This window comes from Deltaproteobacteria bacterium, from assembly GCA_013151235.1.
Classification (GTDB): Bacteria; CG2-30-53-67; CG2-30-53-67; order CG2-30-53-67; family CG2-30-53-67; genus JAADIO01.
Window position 1 is genome coordinate 13121 of record JAADIO010000059.1, and the last position, 23204, is coordinate 36324.

A 23204-nucleotide genomic window follows, 5' to 3' on the forward strand; every position below is an offset into this window, starting at 1 on the left:
AACAGAAGATACACGGCTTGCCGGGACGGCGTCAACCCAAAATCAATCTGTAAACGCTTGATTTCAGGAAGGGGATAGGATAATATCGGGCCAGTTACTCTGTTGGTGAGGAACATTTCTCTTGTCCGAGCTCACACATTTCGACGAAGACGGCCGCGCCAGAATGGTCGATGTCTCCGCCAAGGACGAAACGGAGCGGGTGGCCGTGGCCCGGGGTTCGATTGCCATGAAGCCCGAGACCTTCCGGCTGATCGAAGACCGCAGGATCGCCAAGGGGGACGTCCTGGGGGTAGCCCGGGTGGCCGGGATCATGGCGGCGAAGAAAACGTCCGGGATCATCCCCATGTGCCACGCACTGAACCTTACCGGGATCGATATCTACTTTCAGCCCGACGAGAAAAACTCCCGCATCGGCATCGAAGCGGAAGTCCGGATCGTCGGGAAGACCGGCGTGGAGATGGAGGCCTTGACGGCCGTCTCCGCGGCGGCGCTCACAATCTACGACATGGCCAAGGCCGTGGACCGGGGGATGGTGATCTCCGAGATCCGCCTGATGAAGAAGAGCGGCGGTAAGAGCGGAAGTTATGTGCGGGAGGGATAAATTTTCCCTGCCCCCCTTTCACCAAAAAGATACAGAAACCGGGAGGGTATATCATGCGCATCAAACTGATCGATCCGGCATTGAAACAGTCTCACATGAAGCACAGCCGCAAGGAAGTGCAGGAGCTCTGGTTCCCGCGCCTGAGCCTGCCGATCATCGCCGCGCTGACACCGCCGGAACACGCGGTGACGATCACCGACGAAACGGTGGAGCCGCTCGACATCAACGACAGGCCCGACCTCGTCGGGATCGGCGCCATGAGTACCTATATCCCGAGGGCCTACGAGATCGCGGACGACTACCGGAAGCGGGGAGTCCCTGTGGTGATCGGCGGAATCCACGCCTCCCTCATGCCGGAGGAAGCGCTGCAGCACGCCGACGCCGTGGTCGTGGGAGAGGCGGAGAACCTCTGGGGGCGGGTCCTCGCCGATGCCGAGGCCGGCAAAATGAAAGGGATCTACAAATCAGACCGGCCGGCGGAGATGGACCGGGTCCCGATGCCGCGGCTCGACCTTTTGAGACGGGACCGCTACATGACAGCCAATTCCCTTCAGACCACCCGGGGCTGCCCGTTCTCCTGCGACTTCTGTTCCGTGACGGAATTCTTCGGAAACACCTACCGGTTCCGGCCGGTCGGGCAGGTCGTCGCCGAGGTACGCCGCCTGAAGGAGGATTTTAACGCGAAGTTCATCGCTTTCGTTGATGATAACATCGTGGGAAATCCGAAATACGCCAAAGAGCTCTTCCGGGCATTGATCCCCCTGAAGATCAAGTGGGGCAGCCAGGGATCTCTCACCATGGCAAAGGACGACGAGCTGCTTGACCTTGCGGCGAAGAGCGGATGCGTCTCGATGTTTGTCGGGATCGAATCGATCTCCGAGGCGAGCCTGAAGGCGGCGAACAAGAAGATCAACAAGGTCGCCGACTACGAGAAGTCCATCGCGAAAATCCATGATCACGGGATCATGATCAACGCCGGTTTCATTTTCGGTTTCGACACCGACGATGAGGGAGTCTTCGAACGGACGGTCCGTTTCGTACAGAAGAACCGGCTCACACTACCGACCTATCACATCCTCACTCCGCTGCCGGGCACCCACCTTTTCCACCGGCTGAAGGAGGAGGGGCGGATCTTCGATTTCAACTGGGCGAACTACAACTCGGGCAATGCCGTCTTCACCCCCCGGCTCATGAGTCCGGAGACCCTGCAAGAGGGGTATTTCTGGGCCTTTCATGAAACATACACCCTCTCATCGATCGCGCAGAGGGTCTTTCACCCGCAGCCGAGACTCTTTCAGCGGACGGCACTGAATCTCGCTTACCGGCGGATCGTCCGGCGGAGTCCGGAAGGTAACCTTTCCCCGTTTTCCGAGATCTTCAACCGGATTCCGGAGATCATCCCATCGAGGGAAAAGATCTCCACCGCGATTGAACTTTCCACCCGCGGTGCTCGGGAGACAACGAACCGGATCGTCGATTTTCTAAAAATACAAATTTGCAAGATCGGAACGGAGCCGATCTTCCAGTTCGACCTGCAGGGCGTCCTGGACCGGGTCTCCGCCCGCAAGCTATGGAAGAAGAGCCGGATGGCGCTCAACCGCGGGGCCGAGATGGTCGTGATCAATTTCCAGGAGGTCCGGGCGGTCACACCGAATGCCCTGAAAATTCTTCTCTTCAGGACGAGAAGAATCCGGAAGTTCCACCAGAAAATCCGCCTGATCAACATCGATCCGAACTATGTGGATGCCGTGCGAAAAATTACCGGTTTCCAGGTTTATGCCCGGGAGAGGCGGTAGAAGTGAACATTCCTGCATATTAAGGAGACCAAATCAATGCAACATCAGGAGCGTGGCATCATTTGTTTCAGCGTACTTTCTTTGCTTCTCTTACTCTCCGGGCTCTTTTTCACTGCCCCCGCCACGGCCGGTCTCCAGTCCGAACTGACGGCGCGGCTCAATACCGCCTATCCCCACTTCACGGGCAAGATCATCGGGGGATCGGGGAAAACCCTTGTAGTAAAACAAACTTCCGCCGGGCCCGTACAACCGGGGGCAACGCTCCTCGTGAGGGGAAAAACGGAAGTCAGGGTCCTTTCCGTTCGAGGAACGTCACTGAAAACGGAAATGGAGCAACCCGAAAAAATCCGGCCCGGCGAGACGGTCACCGGGCTTCCTCGGCCGTTGAAAACGGCGCTGGTCCCACTATCGAAGAATGCGCTGCAGTATCTCCTTCTGCATCCCTTCCCGAAGGGCGAAATCGAAACCGTCCGGACCGAGGATGTACTCACGGCCATGATCGAAATGGGAATCACTGATTTCAGCACCATCCAGCCGGAAGAGCTGTCCGGACTCCGCAAAATTCTGAATGTCGACCTGATCCTTCAGGTCAAGACGATGGAAGGTCTTGGAGAGAAACTGCTCCGAATCGCCCCAGTGCCCGAACCGGGAGGAAGTTCCTTTCCCCCCTTCTCGGTCCTGCTGAACCAGGGAACCTTCCCCGCCGCCATAAAGGCTGCAACGTCGGCATCGCTCGTGCCGCAGCAAGTCGCGCCCCCAATGCCGGTCATGCTCCCGGCGAAACCGGGAAGCCCCGCAGCCTTTGTGCCCCTCGTGCCGGAACAGCAGGAACCCAAACCGGCGCCGGCCCTGCAACCGTCGGCAACGCCTTCCACCACACCCTCCGCCCACCGGATGCCGGAACTTTCCGGTTTCAACAGCCCGGATCGCTGGGTCCGTATATTGGAGTTATCCGATGAAGTCGTCTCCATGGCGACGGGAAGTCTGACGGGTCTCGGGAAAAAAGAACTGGCTCTTTCTTTCCCCGGCGAGATCAGAATTTATTCCTACTCGGAAAGAAAAAACCGTTTCCGGGAACGAAAAACCTTGGAAAGTGAGGATCTCGACACCCTCTTCCGGATCGAAACCTATGATGTCAACGGAGACGGAGAGGATGAGGTCATTGGTGACACCGACCGAGGGGTCGTACTCATTACCGTACAGGGAGAAAATCCGAAAATCGTAGAGAAGCAGAAAGGGATCGTCATTCGGAAGATCGGAGACAATCTCTTCTCGCAAAAAATCGCCGACTTGACCGAAGGAAACCCGGTGATCCACCCGGTCTCCTGGAACGGACGGAGATGGGTCGAAGGAGGGGACATCAAAATCCCTGACGGTGCCGACCTTTTCTCCCTGGTTTCACTCTCCTCCGCCCCGCCACGATTTATCGATTCGGACCACCGGCTCACCGGCGCCGGGAAGAGCGCACGCCATTCGGGTTACGGACGTTGCAACATCGCCCGGTTGCTCAAAATCGATTTTCCGGTTACCGGGCGGTCCCTGACCGTTCCCTTCGGGGAACTCCTTTTTTCCAACACCACCGGCAGCACCTTCAAAATCGGCAAAGTCAACTACCCGACCGGCGGCAAGGTCATCTTCCTGTCCAAAGAGGCGGCGCCAATCTCCTCTCCCCCCTTCCTCGGGTATGTCGCAGACATCGCACTTTACGACATGGACGGAGACGGAACGGATGAAATCTTCGTCTCCGAGATCAGCTCCGGTCTGACGGGAACAAAAACGTATATTCTACGGTATTAGGGCATGCCGTGAGACCCTTAGTGGTCCTGTTCGTAAAAGGGACTTGGGTTCAGGAACCCTCCTCCACGGACACATTCTCCATGCTCTCCTCATAACGGCAGACCCGGTTTCGCCCGGATCGTTTTGCGATATAAAGGGCCTGGTCACTGTGGCCGATCAACTCCTCACGAGTCTCGGCATCCTCGGGATAGGCGGCGACACCGATACTGACGGTGATCCGTAAAACCGTTCCTCCCCCAGGGGGAGAAATCTTCATCCCTTCAATGGCCTTGCGAATCCGCTCCGCAGCAATCTCCGCCTTTTCTCCCTCCGTTTCGGGAAGGATCACCACGAACTCCTCACCGCCGTAACGGGCGGGAGCATCCATTTCCCGGGTACTTTTCCGAAGGATCCCGGCAAGTTCGCTTAAAACCTGATCCCCCACGGGATGGCCGTAGGTGTCATTGAAATGCTTGAAATGATCGATATCGAGCATCAGGAGACTGCAGCAGCGCCCGTAACGGCCGCATCGCCGGACCTCTTCCTCCATACGCCGCTGAAACTCCCGGTGATTGAAGAGTCCCGTCAGGCCATCGGTAATCGCCAGCCGCCGGGTATATTCCTGCAGACGGGCGTTCTCAATAGCCAACCCCGTCTGGAAGGTATAGGTTAAAATCAGGTCCTCGTCCTGGGGAGAAAAGGGACCGTGCTTTCCCCCGTTGAGCAGGATCAGCAGGCCATTGAACGCTTCCAGGTGCATGATCGGCACCGTCAGAAGGTGGTGGAATTCCTCCGCAGGAAAAGGAAGATCCGTGATCTTCTCTGCAAGGTCCTCTGATTGCAGGTTCAGCACATGCTGTGCAAGAAGCACACCCGACAGCGTTTCCCCCACGCCCCCCGAAAGATCGATGGATTCCACAGCCAGATCGCCCGCGCAATAGACCCGATCGATCTTCTGCAGGTCCTCTTCCACCAGAAGCAGCAGGGACGCATCACTCCGCAGGAGAAACTGGGCGTGATCGGTCAGCTTCTGAAAAAGAAAATCAAGGGAAGGCTCCGACGAAAGGGAGAGGGTCGCTTCGTTTAAGATATTCAATTGCCGGATCTGCCGTTCTTTTTCGAGGAAGGCCTCGGCATTGCTCAGGGCGGACCCGGCCTCCTCGGCGAAAAAACGCAGCAACCCGATCTCTTCTTTCGAAAAGGCCCCGGCTTGAAAACGGAAAAAATAGAGAATCCCTCTTTCCCCCTCTCCTGCGGCAAGAGAGAAACAGTAGATCGACTCGATCTCCTCTTTCCCGGAACCGGGCAGATCGGGAAAGGAAGCGCACCCATCGACACTCACCACGTCCCGTACCTTCTCCCGGGTCAGCGCCGGGATGCTTTGCGTAAAGGTCTCACTCAATCCCCGCGAGAAAACCTCGCAGGATTCGTTTCGGTCTTCCCGGAAAAGGGCCAGGGCCGTCCCTGCACCTCCGGAAAGAATGGAACCTTCCTTCAGAATCGATTCGATCACGATGGATCGTGCCAGCGAAGAATGAATCTTCTGAAAGGAATGCAGGAGTGCGGGTAAATGTTTCGGGTATGAGAACAGTTCAGAAGACATAGGGATATCAATTTTCCCGTTGGGCAAACACCAGTCACGGCCGTTCGCGAAGAATCACTGATTTCTATAATTCATTATAATCGCAGGGGTTTTCTCCTGTCAACAGGGATAAATTTTCAAAAGGTGCGATGCATCTTTTTAAAATTTATCATCATTCTTACCGCTTGAAGGAACAGGGAGGGAAATTCATTTTCAGGACTTGCCGGAACACCGTACAAGGAGAACAACATTGGCGCCACCGAAAGCAAAGGAATTGGAAACAACCGTTGAAAACCTTCCGCGCAAGGGCCTTCCCCGGACAAAGTTCAGGCGGCAATCCGGATCAGGATCGTCCAGGTTCCGGATCGGAGGAACCTGCCCGATCCGTGCCGAGAGGAGGGAGACAATCAGTTCCACCGCGCCGGAAGCCCCGAGCATGTGCCCCGTCATCGACTTTACAGCACAAACCGGCAGACGCTCTATCCCGGGACCGAAGACCCGTCTCAGTGCCTTTGCCTCAACCCGGTCGTTTAAGGCCGTTCCCGTGCCGTGGGCATTCACGAGATCCACTTCATCGGGGCCGATCCCCGCCGCACGCAGAGCGGCCCGCATCGCCCGAACCATCCCCTCCCCCGTCGGATCGGGTGCGGTCATGTGATGCGGATCGGTTGCGGTTCCGCAGCCGACGAGTTCTCCGAGGATTGCCGCCCCGCGCGCCTCGGCATGGCCCCACCGTTCCAGGACAAGAATCCCCGCCCCTTCGGCAATGACGAATCCCTCCCGATGCCGATCGAAGGGACGGCAGGCGTTTTCGGGATCTTCATTCCGGCGGGAGAGGGCCCGGGCCCGGGCGAAACCGCCGAGGATGATGCGGGTCACCGGCGCCTCGGCACCCCCGGTAAGGACAACATCGACCTCATCCGTTTTAATCATGCGGGCCGCCTCGACCACGGCATGGGCACCGGAGGAACAGGCCGTCGAAACGGCCAGGGCCGGTCCCGTAAGTTGATATCTCTGCGCAATGGCCGAGGGGGCCTGGTTGATCAGGGAGGAGACGGTAAGCCGGGGTGAAAGGGAGTGATAGCCTCTCTCTCCATAGTTTTGAAAATTGCTTTCGAGGGTTCCGATCCCGCCTCGGCTCGATCCGATCACCACACCCGTCCGTTCCCGTTCCCGGACGGAGACTTCCAGACCGGACTGCAACACCGCCTCTTCACAGGCGGCAAGGGCAAAAAGAGCGAAGGAATCCAACCCCCGCAACAGCTTTGAGGACATTCCGGGCAGGAGATTCAAAGGAGGAACCTCCCCGGCAATCCGGCAGGGCAATCCCTCCGCGTCAAAGCGGGTCACGGGGCCGATTCCTGACCGCCCTGCGAGGAGCCCCTCCCAGGTTGCATCAAGATTGCTCCCCAAGGGGGTCACCGCCCCCATCCCGGTAATGGCGATTCGCTTGTTTATTTGCATGGGTTTTCTTTTTATTGAATATTGATTTTCAGCTTTTGCAAGTTAAACAAATACGGTAATGGATTCCACCGTTACAGTCAACAGGAGATCCGTCAGGGACAAAGAGTGCTGAAAATCACAGGCTTGCCATTTTTTCGATTTTCGGTAAATATAGGACATGAAAAAAATTCTGCTGGCCCACGGAGGCGGTGGAGAAGAAACACGGGGACTGATCAACGGCATCTTCCGGAAAGAGTTGTCCAATCCCATTCTGAACGGGATGGAGGACGCAGCTCTTCTTTCTTTTGATTACGCGAAGATCGCCTTTACGACCGACTCCTTCATTGTCGATCCCCCCTTTTTTCCCGGCGGGAACATCGGCAACCTCGCTGTCGCAGGAACCGTGAACGATCTTTCCGTCATGGGCGCCAGGCCCCGATATCTCTCAGCGGGATTTATTCTGGGGGAAGGGTTCAGGCTTTCCGATTTAAAGAAGATCGTCACCGCCATGGCGGAAGAGGCCGAGGTGGCCGGCGTCAAGGTTGTGACCGGCGACACGAAGGTGATGCCGGGCGCTGATTTCTCCGGTATTGCCATCAACACCGCCGGTCTTGGAGAAGTCGTCCGGGAGGGGCTCTCGGCCTCCAATCTTTGCCCCGGAGATACCCTCATCCTTTCGGGAACGGTGGGCGATCACGGTGCCTGCATCCTCGCCGCACGGGAGGGAATCGATTTTCAGCTCTCCATTGAAAGCGACTGTGCTTCCCTCTGGCCGATGCTGAAAGGGATCCTTTCATCGCATCCCGATCTGCACGCCCTGCGCGATCCGACACGGGGCGGCTTGGCCGGCGTGCTGACCGAATGGGCCGAGGCATCCTCGGCTACGATCGAGATCGACGAAGAGAAGATCCCCATCCAGGACGCCGTCCGGGGAACCTGCGAACTTCTCGGCATGGATCCCCTCCACTTCGCCTGTGAAGGGAGGGCCGTGATTGCCGCGGCAGGGAACGGGGATGCGATCCTTGCAAAGCTGAGGGACCACCCGCTGGGCCGTAAGGCAGTGATCATCGGCCGGGTCGTTTCAAAGGACCGGCCCCGGGTAATTCTGAAAACTTCCTGGAACACGCGGCGGATTCTGGATCCCCCTTCGGGCGAACTCCTCCCCCGCATCTGCTGAAAGGCCGAGAGCATGCACGAATTATCCGTTGTACAGAGCCTGCTGGAGACCATCGAAAGTTATGCCGCAGAACAGAAAGCCACAACCGTGACGAAGGTCATCGTCCGGAACGGCCCCCTCTCGGGCGTCGTTCCCGATCTTCTCCGTACAACCTTCGACACCTTCAAGGAGAAGACCATCGCCGAAGATGCGGAACTGGTGATTGGAGAAAATCCCCTGCTCATCCAATGCCATGACTGCAAGCAGGAAGTACGGAGCATGATCCAGAAATTCGCCTGCCCCATTTGCGGTTCCCGGAACGTCGATGCCCGGGGGGGAGACGACCTGATCCTCGAACGGCTGGAGATGGATGTTGCCGATGATCCGGATTGAACTCCGCCTCCGGGGCGCCGTCCAGGGGGTCGGTTTCCGCCCTTTCATCTACCGGACCGCCCGGCGTCTCGGACTCTGCGGTTATGTGGTCAACGAACCTTCGGGGGTAACAATCGAGGCGGAGGGAACCCGGGAGAAGATCGACCGGTTTTTGAAGATCATCGAAAGCGATTCCCCACCCCTTGCGAAAATTCTCCACCGGACCACCGCCTTTATCCCCCCGGCAGGATACAACGACTTTGAAATCCGTCGAAGCGAAGAGGGAGGCGACCGGAAGGCCGTCCTGATTCCCGATCTCTCCACCTGCAGGGTCTGTACGGAGGAACTCCTCGATCCCGGGAACCGTCGATACCGCTATCCTTTTATCAACTGCACCGACTGCGGCCCCCGCTTCTCTATTATCGAAGGACTTCCCTACGACCGTTCCCGGACGACGATGAAGAGATTCACCCTCTGCCCCGACTGCCGGAGAGAATATGAAGATCCCGGCAACCGCCGGTTTCATGCCGAACCGAACGCCTGCCCGGTCTGCGGCCCTCGGGTCCGGCTGATTGACCCTGCCGGGAAGGAGATCGCCGACGGAGGCAAGGCGATCGACCGGCTGCTCGCAGAGATCCGGCGGGGGAGGATCGCAGCGATTAAGGGAGTCGGCGGATTTCATCTCGTCTGTAACACCACATGCGAGGCATCGGTATTCCTCCTGCGAAAGCGGAAAGGACGGTCGAACAAACCCTTCGCCGTCATGTTCAAGGATCTCGACCAGGTCCGCCGCTATGCCGATCCGACGGAGGAAGAAGAGACCCTCCTCTCCTCCCCGGAGCGGCCCGTCGTCCTGATCCGCAAGAGAGAAGGTCAACTCACGGCCGTCTCACCGGGTCTTGCAACCGTCGGAGCCTTTCTTCCCTACTCCCCCCTCCATACCGTTCTCCTTTCCGCCCTTCCCTTCCCCATCGTCGCCACTTCGGGAAACTTCTCGGAAGAGCCGATCGTCAAGGGGAACGAAGAGGCAGAAAGACGTCTTTCCCCCCTGGCCGATTTTCTCCTTCTTCATAACCGGCCGATCCGCCGCCGCTGCGACGACTCCGTCACCAGAATCATCGGGAAGAAACCACGACTGTTGCGGCGGGCAAGGGGATTCACGGCAACACCGATGATCCTGCCCGCAAAGAGAAAAGAGAAGATTCTTGCCGTGGGCGGTCAGTTGAAGAACACCTTCGCCCTCGCCTTCGACGACCAAGTGATCGTGAGCCCCCACATCGGAGACCTGGAGACACCCGAGGGGATGGACCACTTCGAGTCTGCACTTTCGGATCTCTGCAGGATCTACGACTTCACGCCGGACCGGATCGTCCACGACCTTCATCCCGGCTACGCAACCACCCGCTGGGCAAGAGGGCGGGCCGACATCGAAACAACCCCGATCCAGCATCACTACGCCCATATCCTCTCCTGCATGGCGGAACATGGTCTGACGGATACGGTCACGGGGATCGCATGGGACGGCACCGGTTATGGACCCGACGGGACGGTCTGGGGCGGAGAGGTCCTCCGCTGTACCCCCACGGAATATGAACGGCTCTTCCACTTCCGTCCCTTCCCCCTTTTGGGAGGGGACAAGGCCGTCTTCGAGCCCCGCCGCGTCGCGCTGGCCCTGCTGATGGAGATCTACGGGGAGCGGGCCTTCGCCATGGACCTTCCCCCCATCCGGGCCTTCCGGCAGGCGGAACTCCACTTCCTCGAAAAAGCGTGGGAGAAAAGGATCAACGCCCCCCTGACCTCCTCGGTGGGGCGGCTCTTCGACGGCGTAGCCTCTCTTCTCGGCATCGTTCAGATCCTCAATTACGAAGCCGAAGGAGCGATGAAGATCGAGGATCGGGTCCTTCCCGGCATAGATGGCCATTACCGCTATAACTTTGAGGAAGGGATAATCGACTGGCGGCCCCTGATCGAAGAGCTGATCCACGACCGGGAGCAGGAGAAGGTTCCCGCCCGTTTCGTGAATACCCTGGCCCGAATCATCATCGATTGCGCCCACCGGGCCGGCCGGAAAAGAATTTGCCTCTCGGGCGGCGTATTTCAGAACCGGCCTCTCACCGAACGGGCGGAGAGACTGTTGCGGAAGGACGGCTTTTCGGTTTTCACACAGAGCCGTATCCCCTGCAACGACGGCGGGCTCTCCCTGGGCCAGGCCTACTGGAGAACGCCATAGGGGCCAGGGCATCGGGAATTCAAGGGCGCAAGGAAAAAAATAAACCTTCCCAAATGGACTCATTATCGCTTATGATCCTGCCCGCAACGACATAAAGCGGAAACTTACAAAACAACGTACAGGGAGAATGGTCATGACGGAGAAGAATCACCTCGGAGAAATTGTCGCCAAACGGATCGAACACCTGCGTGCACGCCCGAAGGTTGCCATTTATAAGCCGAAGATCTCATCGAGACATGTCCGCAATCTCTACACCGAGTCGGAGGTACGCGGGCACATCGTCAAATCGGACTACCCGGAACCGGCCGGGGGGGAGAACCTCGCCCCGAATCCGATCGAACTCCTCCTGTCGGCCATGGCCTCCTGTATCGAGGCCGCTTTCTACGAATTCGCCGAATACGAAGGACTGACGATCCACTCCATCACGGTGGACATCAAAGGGGAACTCGATCTGCGGGGACTCTTTATGGTGGATGAGACCGTCGATGCCGGATTCCGGGAGCTGGCCTACACCTTCCGGATCGAGACCCCCGACCCCGCCGAAAAGGTGAAAAACCTGGCGGAAAAAGTCGTCGACCATTGCCCCGTTGTCGATAGTCTGCGGAGGCCCATCAACATCCACGGTGAAATCGAGATCCGGAAGCCGGAATAAACAACAAAATTCGCGTATTACAATATTTGATATTTGCAAGAATTTATTTGCAATCCGGATTTGACAATTCGTACATTTGGTGCTAATTCTTTATTGCACCTGCATTTCCCATCAATCCAGGAGGTCCGGAAAAAGATTTTATGCCGTCATCATCGGGATGAAGAATTATCCGTTTGCCGAAGGGAGGCGTTCATGGATGGGTCACACAGACATGAGGTTGGTTCCCCGGAAGAAACGATTTATGAGTCCTTGGTCCGAAAGGGGTATTCCCGAAGAGACTTTCTGAGGTTCTGCACCGCCGTCACCGCCGCCCTCGCCCTTCCCGCCCCTTTCGTCTCCAGGGTCGCCGAAGCACTTGAAACCAAGAAGAAACCGATCCTCGTCTGGCTGGAATTTCAGGACTGCGCCGGAAACTCCGAGGCACTTCTCCGGGCGACGAAACCGACGGTCGGAGAACTCATCCTCGATATCCTCTCGATTGAATACCATGAAACAATCATGGCGGCGGCAGGACACCAGGCGGAAAAATCTCTGGCCGACGTCGTGGCGAACCATAAGGGGAACTACATCGCCGCCGTGGAAGGATCGATCCCGATGAAGGACGGCGGTGTCTACTGCTGTATCGGGGGCCGGTCGGCAAAGGATATCGTAACCGAGGTCTGCGGCAATGCCATGGCAACCATTGCCATGGGGACCTGCGCCTGCTTCGGCGGTCTCCCCGCCGCGGCACCGAACCCGACCTCCGCCGTCGGCGTCTCCGCAGCCCTCCCCAACATTCCTGTCGTAAATCTCTCGGGCTGCCCCGTCAACGTGGAAAACATCACCGCAACGATTGTTTATTTCCTGACCTTTGGTACGCTCCCCCCCCTCGACAAGTTCGGCCGTCCCCTCTTCGCCTACGGAAAACGAATTCACGACAACTGCGAACGCCGGGCGCATTTCGACGCCGGACAGTATGTCCGGGAATGGGGCGACGAGGGACACCGGAAGGGGTGGTGTCTCTATGAAATGGGGTGCAAGGGGCCGGAGACCTTCCATAATTGTCCTCGCATCAAATACAATGACGGGACGAGTTGGCCCGTCGGATCGGGACACGGCTGTATCGGCTGTTCCGAACCGGCCTTCTGGGACGGGATGACGCCCTTCTACGAACGTCTCCCGCAACCACCCGGCTTCGGTGTAGAAGCGACGGCCGACAAGGTCGGGCTCGGCATCACCGCCGTAACGGGCGCAGCCGTGGCGGCCCATGGGATTGGGAGGATGATTACAGGCAAGAACACCCGGAAAGACTGACGGCTGCTCTGCGTAAAGGGGATGCTTTTCAACGGTAAAGCAAAAAGTTCCGGCTGCAAGGCGCGAAGGTTTTGAAGAGCGAGGCGTACTTTGTGGTACGTTGAAGCGAACTCAAAACCTGATAAACGCAGCAGACGGACTTTTTACGAAGCCGCAGAGAAAAGGAGAGATTCCATGGTAAAGATCGCAATCGATCCGGTCACCAGAATCGAAGGACACCTGAGAATTGAAGCAAAGGTGGAAGGCGGAAAGGTCGTCGATGCCTGGTCGTCGAGTACCATGTTCCGGGGGATCGAGCTGATTCTCAAGGGCCGCGACCCCAGGGATGCCTGGGCCTTTACCCAACGGGCCTGCGGCGTCTGCACCACCGTCCACGCTTTTGCTTCGATCCGGGCGGTGGAAAACGCCCTCGATATCACGATCCCCGATAATGCCCGGATCATCCGGAACATCATCTCGGCCGTCCAGTTCGTGCAGGACCATGTGATTCATTTTTACCATCTCCATGCCCTCGACTGGGTTGATATCATCAGCGCCCTTTCGGCCGACCCGGCAAAGACCGCGGCCCTGGCCCAGTCAATCTCGGACTGGCCGAATTCCTCCGTCACCTACTTCCGGGAGACCAAGGCAAAGATCCAGACCTTCGTCGATTCAGGACAGCTCGGCCCCTTTTCCAATGCCTACTGGGGACATCCGGCTTACAAACTTCCGCCCGAGGCCAACCTCATGGCCGTCTCCCACTATCTGGAGGCCCTCGACTGGCAGCGGGACATCATCCGGATTCACGCCCTCCTCGGCGCCAAGAATCCCCACCTGCAGACCTTTCTCGTGGGAGGGATGGCGGTCCCCGTCGACCCGAACAGCCAGAACGCACTGAACGCAGGGAGTCTCGCCTTCATGAAGGAACTGGCAACGAAAATCCGCCGGTTCGTGGAACAGGTCTACATCCCCGACCTGCTCGCCGTAGCCTCCTTTTACAAGGAGTGGGCCGCGTACGGCGGCGGCGTGGGCAATTATCTCGTCTATGGAGAATTCCCGAACAACAACGTAAGCAACACCGACAACCTATGGCTTCCCCGGGGGATCATCATGAACCGCGACCTCTCCACGGTCCTCCCCGTGGACCAGGAGAAAATCCGTGAATACGTCACCCACTCCTGGTATGAATACCCGGAAGGGAACGCAACGGGGAGACACCCCTATGAAGGGGAAACAAACGACCGGTACACGGGGCCGAAACCGCCTTACGACTTTCTGAACACGGATGCCGAATACAGCTGGCTCAAGGCTCCCCGCTACGAGGAGACCTCCATGGAGGTCGGTCCCCTGGCCCGGATGCTCGTGGCTTACGCCTCGGGTCATGCAGAGGTCAAGGCAGCGGTCAATCTCGTCCTGGGCAAACTCGGCGTCGGGCCGGAGGCGCTCTTCTCCACCCTCGGCCGGACGGCGGCACGCGGCGTGGAGACTCTCGTCATCGCCGACAGGCTCCCCGGCTGGATCGATGAACTTGCCGCCAACATGAAGAAGGGGGACCTGCGGGTTCATGCCGACGAAAAATGGGACCCTGCAACCTGGCCGAAAACGGCACAGGGATACGGCTGGTATGAGGCCCCCCGGGGGGCATTGGGACACTGGATCAAAATCAGGAAGACCAAGATCGACAATTACCAGATGGTCGTGCCGAGTACCTGGAACGGCTCTCCCATGGACGCCGGGGGCAAAAAAGGTCCCTGGGAGGCCGCGATCATCGGGACCCCCGTAGCGGATCCGGAGAAACCGCTGGAGATCCTCCGGACCGTCCACTCCTTCGACCCCTGCATGGCCTGCGCCGTCCATGTCATCGATCCCGAAGGGAAGGAAGTGATCCGAGTCAAGGTGATCTAAGAGGAAGGAGACCGTCATGCCCCGAGAACGCATCCGCACCTACGCATGGGAGATCCCGGTCCGCCTCACCCACTGGGTGAATTTCCTCTGTATCATCATACTGGTCGTCACCGGCTTTTACATCGGAAGGCCCTATGTCCGGACCGGCAGTCCGTATCTCATGGGGTGGATGCGATTCATTCACTTCACAGCCGCTTATCTCTTCGTGATGAGCCTGTTGGTCCGAATCTACTGGGCCTTTGCCGGAAACAAATATGCAAGCTGGCGGGTCTGGCTCCTCCTCACAAAGCGGCAATGGAAGGATTTTTGGGGAGCATTGAAATTCTATCTCTTTCTCAGCAAGCATCCTCCCTCCGCCGTAGGACATACGGCCATCGCCGGGTTCACCTACTTTTTCGTCTTCCTCCTTTTCGGGTGGCAGATCCTCTCCGGCTTTGCCCTCTATTCTCTTTCTCATACGGGAGTCCTCTGGCTCTACCTGGGCGGCTGGCTGACGGGTGTGATGCATCTGCAAACGATCCGTCTCTACCATCACCTGGCGACATACGCCATTATTTCCTTTGCCGCAGCCCATGTCTACATTGCCTGGTACCTGACACTGAAAGAGCGGAACGGATTAATGGGATCGATCTTTGACGGGTATAAGTTTGTGACGGGGAAAGAATGGGAGTAGTTATCGTAAGGAACCTGAGCGGTAACTCCAAGAAAAAAACTATGCGAAATTTCCTATGAACGATACACACCAGGGAAAGATCGCCGTGGTCGGTATCGGGAACCTGCTTCTCACCGATGACGGGATCGGGATTCATGCCCTGCGGGAATTAGAAGCACGCTATCGATTCCCCGGTCATGTCGATCTCCTCGACGGGGGGACGATGGGGCTCGACCTCCTCCCCTTTTTAGAGGGAAAGGACCGGATCCTCTTTTTGGATGCCGTCAGTTTCGGAAAAGCTCCGGGGACGATCGGTGAACTGAACAACGGAGAGATCCCCGGCTTCTTCGCAACCAAGCTTTCCGTCCATCAGATTGCTCTGCCTGATCTGTTGGGAGCCGGCAGGCTCCTCGGTACGCTCCCGGAACGGATGTGCCTGATCGGGATCGAACCGGAAAGCATCGAAAGCGGATACGGTCTCAGCCCTACGCTGGGGGAACAACTGGAAGGTTATCTGACCGCCGTTCTCGAAAGACTGGCCGAATGGGGCGTTCATCCATCCGCCGTTGAATATGAGAATGACGAGCGGTGCCGGTCCATGAAAGCACCGACGACTTGACCCTTGACTCCGAAACCCTGGTTTTATTATGTGCCTTGCCATCCCCTCCCGCATCACGGAGATTGAGAACCTCACCGCCACCATCGATGTTCTGGGCGCCGCCCGCAAGATCAGTCTTATCCTCCTGCCCGAACCGGCCGCCGTAGATGACTATGTTCTTGTCCACGCAGGATTCGCCCTTCAGAAGATCTGCAGGGAGGATGCCCTCGACTCGATCCGGATCCTCCATGAGATCGCACGGCAGATGGAGGAGGAAGATCCGTTGAAGGTGCAGGAAAGACCTGAATCCCCCGGCAAAACTCCATGATCCTCCCGCAACACTTTCCGATCACAAACAGGGTTGAAAATCAGACCTGCCGGAACCGGTAATAGGCGTTGCAGGCGCCTTCGGAAGAAACCATGCAGGCCCCCGCCGGATGATCGGGGGTACACCCCTTTCCAAAGAGGGTGCAATGAAGCGGTTCCGCCTTGCCCCGAAGGACCTCCCCGCAGAGACAGGCAGGATGTTCACAAGGTTCTCCGACAGGGAGAACATCTTCATAGACGATTTCCGCATCAAACCGGGCGTATTCCTCTTTCAGACGAAGGCCGCTTTCCGGAATCGACCCGATCCCCCGCCAGGAAAAGCTCTTTCGGGGAACAAAATATCTCTCCATCAATTCCTGCGCCTTGGGATTCCCTTCAAAATCAACGGCCCGGTCGTACTGGATTTCCACCTCCCGCCTGCCTTCCGCAGCCTGGCGAACAATCATGAGCACACTTTCGAGAAGATCCACCGGTTCAAAGCCGGAAACCACGATGGGAACTTCGTATTGTGCTGCGATGGAACGATAGATCCCGGCCCCGGTAATCACGCTGACATGACCGGGGGCAATGAAGGCCTGCACTTTCACATGATCATCGGCCATGATCGCATGGAGGGCCGGAGAGATCAACACATGGTTGACGTGAAAGAAGATGTTCTCCCGCTCCTCCTTTAGAACCCGATCCACAAGCGCCGCAGTTAAAGGCGCCGTCGTTTCGAAACCGATCGCGAAATAGACAATTCTTTTCTCCGGATTTGCTCCGGCGATTTTCAGAACCTCCAGGGGGGAATAGACGGTCCGCACATCCCGTCCCCCCGCCCGTTCCAGAATCAGGGAACTCTCCGAACCGGGCACCCGCATCATATCGCCCAGGGTCACCAGGATCACGCCCTCCTGCCGGGCCAATGCAATGGCATGGTCGATCCTCCCCTTCGGCATGATGCAGACGGGACAGCCCGGCCCGTGCAGAAAAGAAATTCCATCCGGCAGCAACTGGTGCAAACCGTAGTGCATGATCACATGGGTATGCCCGCCGCAGACCTCCATGATTCGAAGGGACGGACCCGCCTCTTCACAAATCCGGGCGGCCAGGGCGGTGATCGCTTCCCCGCTTCGGAGACTCTGAAAGTCACCGGTCAATCGCCGTTCCATTGGATCCTCCACGGTCAATCTTCCCTTTTCCGAAACGGTAGATCACGCGAAACCGACCGATTCGATAACTCATCAATCCCTCCGGTTTATTTTTCAGGGCTTTCCCGGCGAAAGGCTTCGAAACAAAAATAGGAGGCCCCGGCAAAGGGCCTCCCCGTGTCTTGAGCCAACCGCCCCCCAAGGTCGGGCGGCAACCTTGTTATCCTCGTTTTCTTAGCCGCACTTGGAGTAACCACAGGAAAGACATTTGAGACACCCTTCCGCCCGCTCCAGGGTCCCCACAGCCCCGCAGTCGGGACAGGTTGTCTGTTTGACGACCACTTGGTCCGTCTCAACATGCAACTTATGTTTGCCGTTTTTTCCGTTCGTCTTCATGTAGCGCCGCTCCAGGATCCGGGCGATGGCATCGGGGATGGAACGGACCAGCCCGTCCTTCTGAAAGATCGGATAATCCCCGCCGATCCCCTTGAGCTGACGGACGATCTTCTCTACAGGAACTCCATAACGAAGAGAGAGTGAAACCAGACGTCCGATCGCCTCGGTCTTCGCCATCGTCGACTGTCCCGATTTACCGATCGTTGCAAAAACCTCGACCGGTTTGCCTTCCACCTCGTTTACGGTGATGTAAAGGGTGCCGTGACCCAGTTTCATCTTGGCGGTAAATCCCTCGAGAATGGCAGGACGTGACAAAACCCGTTCCGCCCGCGCTGGTATGGACCTTTGCGATTCAGGGACGGATAATGGCTCAGAACGCTCACTATCTTCCTTCCCCACGTTCAGGACCTGTCCCGCCTTGCTCCCGTCCCGGTAGATGGTAACCCCCTTGCAGCCGGTCTCATAGGCCCGGATGTAGACCTCCTCCACATCTGAGATGGTGGCGTCATGGGGGAAATTGACGGTTTTGGAGACGGCATTATCCGTATATTTCTGGAAGGCCGCCTGCATCCGGATATGCCACTCCGGAGTCACATCGTGCGCCGTAACGAAGACCTCCCGGACCTCGCGGGGGACCTCCTCCATCCCCTGGAGCGTACCCTTTTCGGCAATTCGGGCCATCAATTCTTCGGAATAGAACCCCTTCTCGATGGCAATCTTCCGGAAGGACTCGTTCACCTCAATCAGTTTATCGTTGTCCATCACATTTCGGTAATAAGAGAGAGCAAAGATCGGCTCGATCCCGGAAGAACAGTTTGCAATGATCGAAAGAGTCCCCGTGGGGGCGATGGTCGTCATCGTGGCGTTCCGCACCTTCGGCATCCCCTTGTTGTCAAAAATACTTCCCTTGAAGTTGGGGAAGGCCCCCCGGACGGCAGCCAGTTCCTTCGAGGCTGTTCGGGCCTCCTTCCGGATAAACGACATGACCTTCTCGGCAAGGTCGATCGCCCGCTCCGAGTTATAGGGAATATTCAGGGCGATAAGGAGATCGGCCCATCCCATAATGCCGAGACCGATCTTCCGGTTCCCCTGCACCCGGTCCCGGATCTTTTTCAGGGGGAACTTCGACATATCAATCACATTATCCAGAAAATTAACCGAGGTATGCACAATACGGGAAAGTTGCTCATAGTCGACTTCCGGAAATCCGTCCCGGGATTTGACCACCCGTGCCAGATTGATGGACCCGAGGTTGCAAGCCTCGTAAGGAAGGAGGGGCTGCTCGCCGCAAGGGTTGGTCGATTCAATCTCCCCCAAAAGAGGCGTCGGGTTGTCCCGGTTCAGGCGATCCAAGAAGACAATCCCGGGATCACCGTTCTTCCAGGCCAGTTGAACGATCTCGTCGAAGACCTCCTTCGCATCAAGCTGCCCCGCCAATCCCTTTGTATAGGGATCGACCAGATCATAGGGTTTCCCGGCCTTGGCCGCTTCCATAAAAGCCTCGGTCAGCCCGACGGAAAGGTTAAAATTATTGAGGCTTCCGTCATTCTCTTTGGCATGGATAAACTCAAGGATATCGGGATGATCCACCCGGAGTATCCCCATGTTCGCTCCCCTGCGGGTCCCCCCCTGCTTCACCTGCTCCGTCGCCGTATTGAAAATCCGCATGAAAGAGATCGGACCGGAAGCAACCCCGCCGGTGGAACCGACCTGTGAGTTCTTGGGCCGGAGACGGGAGAAGGAGAAACCGGTACCGCCGCCCGACTTGTGGATCAGGGCCGCATGTTTCAGGGAATCGAAAATCCCCTCCATGGAATCATCCACGGGAAGAACAAAGCAGGCGGAAAGCTGCTGCAACTCCCGGCCGGCATTCATCAGGGTCGGAGAGTTGGGCAAAAACTCGAGATTGGTCATCAACCGGTAAAAAATCCGGGCTTTCTCCGGCACGTTGGCCTTTTTATCGTAGATCCGCTCCGCCCCGGCAATGTTCTTCGCCACCCGGAGAAACATATCCTTCGGGGCCTCGAGCGGTCGGTTCTTTTCATCTTTTTTCAGATAGCGCCGCTCCAGAACACGAACAGCATTTGGAGAAAGATCAAGGGAAGGTAAAGATTCCGAGGGAGTCACGGGGAAAGCCACCGCAGGCATGCGCTTGATCCCGTAATACATCAGCTTCGCTTCGATCAGTTTCTGCATGACCGGCTGCGTCAGCGGCTTATTCTTGTGGGAGGCAAACTCCTTTTCAATATCCCGGCTGATCATCGAAGCCACCTCTTCACTGCCGTGATTGCCCCGGACCAGGGCATCGACAAAGGAATCCCGGTCCCATACGGAAGCAAGCTCCTCCCGGTTTCGATCCAGGACTTCACCAACCGACTCTACACCTTTTTTGCCTGACATCGCGATTTCCTCCCTCAGGGTAGCCAGTACCTAATCTTTTAAAGATAAAATCTGTCTGTATGGATTGGGTTGAAGATAATTACGGAATGATCTTTTCTGCAGGTCTTCCGGGACATGATGAATACCGGCGTCCTTTTCTCCACAACAACCTCCCGGAATGCCCACAGGATATTAACAGGATGTTCACAAGAATCACACAATGTTGTATATGAGTTGGGACTATACCACAATATTTAGTGATGTCAAGACTTTTATCTCAGAAAGTGCATGTGGATTATGGACCCTTGCAGTACGGGGAAAAGCTCCGGGTCACAAAGAGGTCAAGTCTGCTTTTGGCTCTTTTGGTTAGCATCTTTTTCAATAAGAGCCAAAAGCAGACTTGACCCCTTTGCTGTGTGTATAAAATGGCGGGAGAGGGCGGGAATCGAACCCACCAGGCGGGGTGTTAAGCCGCCCCACCGGATTTGAAGTCTATTTTGATATGATTTGTATGGATTAGCCAAGGTCAATAAAAGCATAAAAAACACTTGATTTGTCAAAGAGTTACATGCTATGTTGATTCATGGAAATCAACCTTGATTTTTGGCGTTTCGTGAAACGTACAAAACCAGAACAAGACCAAAAAATGAGTATCCCCGATATTCCGCTTGACGGATGAATTAACATAATGTTAACTTCAGGATACAGGACAGCGGGTTGAAAAAGGCACCGGATCAATTCAGCAGAAGCGAGGCTCTCAAACATATCCGGGAAAACTGGGTCAAGGGGTCGATTCTCTCCAGCAGGCATTTCAGGGAACGGCTGATCGAAAGAAATATCACCATGCAGGATGTGGCTTATGCCGTGAAGCATGGGAGAATCGAAGACCCGCCGGACCTCCACCCGAAAACAAATGAATGGTGCTACAGGGTGAAGGGAAGAACAGTCGACAAGATACCGGTCACGGTCGTCATCGAACTGGGAGATCCGGATATCAACCGGCTGGTAACGGTCTATCCGGGAGAATAGCGATGAAGTGCATCAGTTGCGGCGCAAGGATGAAGAAAAAGATCGGCAACTATCGTTATGACGAATCCGGCCTGAAGGATGTGACCCTGGCCGGGGTGCCGATATATACATGCCGTTGCGGGGAGATCTCTCCCCTGATCCGGAATACCGATGAACTGCACCGGGTCATTGCGTACATGCTCACAAAGAAGACGGCTCCCCTAACCGGCCCCGAGTTCCGTTTTCTCCGGAAAGAGATGGGAATGAACGCCAAAGAGATTGCAAAACTCCTCGGGGTGTCACCGATAACGGTTTCACGGTGGGAGACCGGCAACAAGAATATCGGAAACTCCAACGACCGGCTGATCCGCCTGATCTATATCCGGCACCTGGAAGGCCTCTGTTCAAAATTCATCGATACGGATATGAAAACGGTTCTGTACAACATCACCCCTGAACACTCCGGGAAAGTCACCATCCCCGTCGACCGGCTCCCCGATCTGCTTCCCTGTACGGTCTGATAACCACGATTGCCCTGAAATCCCGGTCGGAACCTGCTGAAAAATCCGGTGTCTTCATTTTTCTGCGCGACTTTTCCCTTTCTCAAGTTACTGATATAACAGAATGTCTTCAAAGAGTGGCGAGTTGCACCATCTGTCGGCACCTGAGCATACTCTCATAGCAACAAGGGGCACCAAGAAAATCGCCAATAACACCATACGGTTAGCCTATGCCACAAACAAACCTTGACAAACGGTTATTTTTTGAGTATTTTGCTCTTGCGTATACAACCAAGGAGGGAAAGGCGATGAAAAATTTTTCTGGGAAGATGGTTTCGCGGTTGGCGGCGGGGGTTTTCGCTGTCTTGGTTATTTTCTGCTTTTTGGCTGGGAGCGCGGAGGCGGTGTCTACCGTTACCGCTCGTATTGAGCCGTATGGAGAACAGATCGGGCTTCGGGATGCCGGATATTACAACGGCATCTACATAATTGACATTGACGGCAAGGACTATCAGGCGATGCTGAATTTGCCGGATTTACCGCTTATTGGTGGTTTTGGAATGGGTAACTCTACGGATTTCCTGCCGTTCCAGGCGGAGCTGTATGATTTCGCCGATATTCAGGCGACTGGCGGGCCGTATCCGGACCGGATCACGGCTTCGGAGTATAACCAGAGCGCTGATGTATTTGTTACCGCTCTTTTGGGATACAACCCGCCGGATCCGCTCTGGGCTGCGGGGCTCGGGGATTGCCTTTGGGAATCCATATATGGCACAATTGGTGCGTTCCAAGGAGACCCGACATTATCTTACTCGAGTCGGGTATATGATACATCAACAGGTATGACGATGTATGACGCCTACAAGACGCTGTGGCCCCTCAATCCGAATATGGATTGGAGCGGAGATATGTGGGTTTTGTCTGAAGTGCAAGGGGTAGAGCAAAATTTTTTTGTCTTCGCCACGCCTGTGGGGCTTGCGGGTGGGGCTCCGGTGCCGGAACCGGCGTCGCTTTTCCTCATCGGGACGGGTATCGTCGGGATTCTGGCGATACGGTCGTCAAAGAAAAGGTGGCAATAACCACAGCGGGACGCGAATGCGCCCCGCTTTTTTTTTGCTGAAAATGTTTCTTTTGCCCACTTGTTTCATCCTCTCAGGCGATACTTAATTAAAATCGTATTTGCACAATACCCCACCAACATTGCCAGCATATTTCCCTCCCGGACAGGATGCGTCTTTTTCAAGCGACCAAAACATTGAGAATGGAGCCGTACATACTGGATTGGTATTTTGCGTGCAGTAATATATCCCTTCGTTAAAAAAAACACCTGGACCTGTTGATTTTGGTATCAAAGGAAGAGATGGCATAAATTTCTTTATCTCCGTGTTTACAGCCGGATTCTGCGGATACAAATCAAAGAAACCGCAAT

19 protein-coding genes are annotated in these 23204 nt (G+C 56.3%); 15 read left to right on the forward strand and 4 right to left on the reverse strand.

Features of this window, described 5'->3' with window-relative positions; genetic code table 11:
• Positions 1–121 precede the first annotated feature (121 nt).
• From moaC to GXP58_10920, 3 genes are read left to right on the forward strand one after another with little or no spacing between them, the layout of a single operon-like run.
• Positions 122–601: a cyclic pyranopterin monophosphate synthase MoaC gene (gene moaC / locus GXP58_10910; GenBank protein ID NOY54108.1), complete on the forward strand. Its 480-nt coding sequence runs from the start codon at positions 122–124 to the stop codon at positions 599–601.
• Between the two features lie 53 nt (positions 602–654).
• The gene (locus GXP58_10915; GenBank protein ID NOY54109.1) at positions 655–2397 is read left to right on the forward strand and encodes a radical SAM protein; all 1743 of its coding nucleotides are present in this window, start codon (positions 655–657) and stop codon (positions 2395–2397) included.
• 36 nt (positions 2398–2433) lie between these two features.
• Complete coding sequence (locus GXP58_10920) at positions 2434–4194, forward strand: hypothetical protein (GenBank protein NOY54110.1); 1761 nt, start codon at positions 2434–2436, stop codon at positions 4192–4194.
• A 49-nt stretch (positions 4195–4243) separates the two neighbouring features.
• Here GXP58_10920 and GXP58_10925 read toward each other — a convergent pair whose 3' ends face one another.
• Together GXP58_10925 and GXP58_10930 are read right to left on the reverse strand one after the other, a co-directional pair.
• Positions 4244–5776 (reverse strand): diguanylate cyclase, encoded by a 1533-nt coding sequence (locus tag GXP58_10925; GenBank protein NOY54111.1) that lies wholly within the window; start codon positions 5774–5776, stop codon positions 4244–4246.
• Between the two features lie 192 nt (positions 5777–5968).
• Positions 5969–7219: a beta-ketoacyl-[acyl-carrier-protein] synthase family protein gene (locus tag GXP58_10930; protein NOY54112.1), complete on the reverse strand. Its 1251-nt coding sequence runs from the start codon at positions 7217–7219 to the stop codon at positions 5969–5971.
• Positions 7220–7376: 157 nt separating this feature from the next.
• On the opposite strand from GXP58_10930, the gene hypE reads away from it, so the two are divergent.
• From hypE to GXP58_10975, 9 genes are all read left to right on the forward strand, one after another.
• Entirely contained in the window at positions 7377–8375 is a 999-nt protein-coding gene (hypE, locus tag GXP58_10935) for a hydrogenase expression/formation protein HypE (GenBank protein NOY54113.1), read from the forward strand.
• A 12-nt stretch (positions 8376–8387) separates the two neighbouring features.
• On the forward strand, positions 8388–8747 hold the full coding sequence (gene hypA / locus GXP58_10940; protein ID NOY54114.1) for a hydrogenase maturation nickel metallochaperone HypA: 360 nt from the start codon (positions 8388–8390) through the stop codon (positions 8745–8747).
• Positions 8737–10956 carry a carbamoyltransferase HypF gene (gene hypF, locus GXP58_10945; GenBank protein NOY54115.1) on the forward strand — a complete coding sequence of 740 codons (2220 nt, stop codon included), beginning with the start codon at positions 8737–8739 and terminating at the stop codon, positions 10954–10956. Before hypA ends, hypF begins: the two co-directional genes overlap by 11 nt.
• A 133-nt stretch (positions 10957–11089) precedes the next feature.
• Positions 11090–11608: an OsmC family protein gene (locus GXP58_10950; protein ID NOY54116.1), complete on the forward strand. Its 519-nt coding sequence runs from the start codon at positions 11090–11092 to the stop codon at positions 11606–11608.
• A 192-nt stretch (positions 11609–11800) separates the two neighbouring features.
• Complete coding sequence (locus tag GXP58_10955; protein NOY54117.1) at positions 11801–12901, forward strand: hydrogenase small subunit; 1101 nt, start codon at positions 11801–11803, stop codon at positions 12899–12901.
• A 174-nt stretch (positions 12902–13075) separates the two neighbouring features.
• Entirely contained in the window at positions 13076–14785 is a 1710-nt protein-coding gene (locus GXP58_10960; protein ID NOY54118.1) for a nickel-dependent hydrogenase large subunit, read from the forward strand.
• 16 nt (positions 14786–14801) lie between these two features.
• Positions 14802–15458, forward strand: a complete 657-nt coding sequence (cybH, locus tag GXP58_10965; protein NOY54119.1) for a Ni/Fe-hydrogenase, b-type cytochrome subunit — start codon at positions 14802–14804, stop codon at positions 15456–15458.
• 55 nt (positions 15459–15513) lie between these two features.
• Positions 15514–16056 (forward strand): hydrogenase maturation protease, encoded by a 543-nt coding sequence (locus GXP58_10970; GenBank protein NOY54120.1) that lies wholly within the window; start codon positions 15514–15516, stop codon positions 16054–16056.
• A 28-nt stretch (positions 16057–16084) separates the two neighbouring features.
• Positions 16085–16363, forward strand: coding sequence for a HypC/HybG/HupF family hydrogenase formation chaperone (locus tag GXP58_10975; GenBank protein ID NOY54121.1), 279 nt, complete (start codon positions 16085–16087; stop codon positions 16361–16363).
• Positions 16364–16403: 40 nt separating this feature from the next.
• Here the strand turns inward: GXP58_10975 and hypD are convergent, their stop codons facing one another.
• Together hypD and GXP58_10985 are read right to left on the reverse strand one after the other, a co-directional pair.
• A complete protein-coding gene (gene hypD, locus GXP58_10980; GenBank protein NOY54122.1) occupies positions 16404–17513 on the reverse strand; it encodes a hydrogenase formation protein HypD in 1110 nt (369 codons plus the stop codon).
• Positions 17514–17726: 213 nt separating this feature from the next.
• Positions 17727–20288 carry a vitamin B12-dependent ribonucleotide reductase gene (locus GXP58_10985; GenBank protein ID NOY54123.1) on the reverse strand — a complete coding sequence of 854 codons (2562 nt, stop codon included), beginning with the start codon at positions 20286–20288 and terminating at the stop codon, positions 17727–17729.
• A 696-nt stretch (positions 20289–20984) separates the two neighbouring features.
• Between GXP58_10985 and GXP58_10990 the strand changes: the two genes are divergently transcribed.
• The 3 genes from GXP58_10990 to GXP58_11000 all read left to right on the forward strand — a co-directional run bounded on the left by GXP58_10990 (position 20985) and on the right by GXP58_11000 (position 22854).
• Complete coding sequence (locus GXP58_10990; GenBank protein ID NOY54124.1) at positions 20985–21296, forward strand: DUF4258 domain-containing protein; 312 nt, start codon at positions 20985–20987, stop codon at positions 21294–21296.
• Between the two features lie 2 nt (positions 21297–21298).
• Positions 21299–21796 (forward strand): helix-turn-helix domain-containing protein, encoded by a 498-nt coding sequence (locus GXP58_10995; protein ID NOY54125.1) that lies wholly within the window; start codon positions 21299–21301, stop codon positions 21794–21796.
• A gap of 287 nt (positions 21797–22083) precedes the next feature.
• Positions 22084–22854 (forward strand): PEP-CTERM sorting domain-containing protein, encoded by a 771-nt coding sequence (locus tag GXP58_11000; GenBank protein ID NOY54126.1) that lies wholly within the window; start codon positions 22084–22086, stop codon positions 22852–22854.
• The last annotated feature ends 350 nt before the right edge of the window (positions 22855–23204 follow it).

What these genes read in the sequence shown, in the direction of transcription:
- GXP58_10915 (NOY54109.1), top strand. Translation starts at nt 655, where the DNA reads ATGCGCATCAAACTGATCGATCCGGCATTGAAACAGTCTCACATGAAG.
- GXP58_10920 (NOY54110.1), top strand. Translation starts at nt 2,434, where the DNA reads ATGCAACATCAGGAGCGTGGCATCATTTGTTTCAGCGTACTTTCTTTG.
- GXP58_10925 (NOY54111.1), bottom strand. Translation starts at nt 5,776, where the DNA reads ATGTCTTCTGAACTGTTCTCATACCCGAAACATTTACCCGCACTCCTG.
- GXP58_10930 (NOY54112.1), bottom strand. Translation starts at nt 7,219, where the DNA reads ATGCAAATAAACAAGCGAATCGCCATTACCGGGATGGGGGCGGTGACC.
- hypE (NOY54113.1), top strand. Translation starts at nt 7,377, where the DNA reads ATGAAAAAAATTCTGCTGGCCCACGGAGGCGGTGGAGAAGAAACACGG.
- hypA (NOY54114.1), top strand. Translation starts at nt 8,388, where the DNA reads ATGCACGAATTATCCGTTGTACAGAGCCTGCTGGAGACCATCGAAAGT.
- GXP58_10950 (NOY54116.1), top strand. Translation starts at nt 11,090, where the DNA reads ATGACGGAGAAGAATCACCTCGGAGAAATTGTCGCCAAACGGATCGAA.
- GXP58_10955 (NOY54117.1), top strand. Translation starts at nt 11,801, where the DNA reads ATGGATGGGTCACACAGACATGAGGTTGGTTCCCCGGAAGAAACGATT.
- GXP58_10960 (NOY54118.1), top strand. Translation starts at nt 13,076, where the DNA reads ATGGTAAAGATCGCAATCGATCCGGTCACCAGAATCGAAGGACACCTG.
- cybH (NOY54119.1), top strand. Translation starts at nt 14,802, where the DNA reads ATGCCCCGAGAACGCATCCGCACCTACGCATGGGAGATCCCGGTCCGC.
- GXP58_10970 (NOY54120.1), top strand. Translation starts at nt 15,514, where the DNA reads ATGAACGATACACACCAGGGAAAGATCGCCGTGGTCGGTATCGGGAAC.
- GXP58_10975 (NOY54121.1), top strand. Translation starts at nt 16,085, where the DNA reads ATGTGCCTTGCCATCCCCTCCCGCATCACGGAGATTGAGAACCTCACC.
- hypD (NOY54122.1), bottom strand. Translation starts at nt 17,513, where the DNA reads ATGGAACGGCGATTGACCGGTGACTTTCAGAGTCTCCGAAGCGGGGAA.
- GXP58_10985 (NOY54123.1), bottom strand. Translation starts at nt 20,288, where the DNA reads ATGTCAGGCAAAAAAGGTGTAGAGTCGGTTGGTGAAGTCCTGGATCGA.
- GXP58_10995 (NOY54125.1), top strand. Translation starts at nt 21,299, where the DNA reads ATGAAGTGCATCAGTTGCGGCGCAAGGATGAAGAAAAAGATCGGCAAC.
- GXP58_11000 (NOY54126.1), top strand. Translation starts at nt 22,084, where the DNA reads ATGAAAAATTTTTCTGGGAAGATGGTTTCGCGGTTGGCGGCGGGGGTT.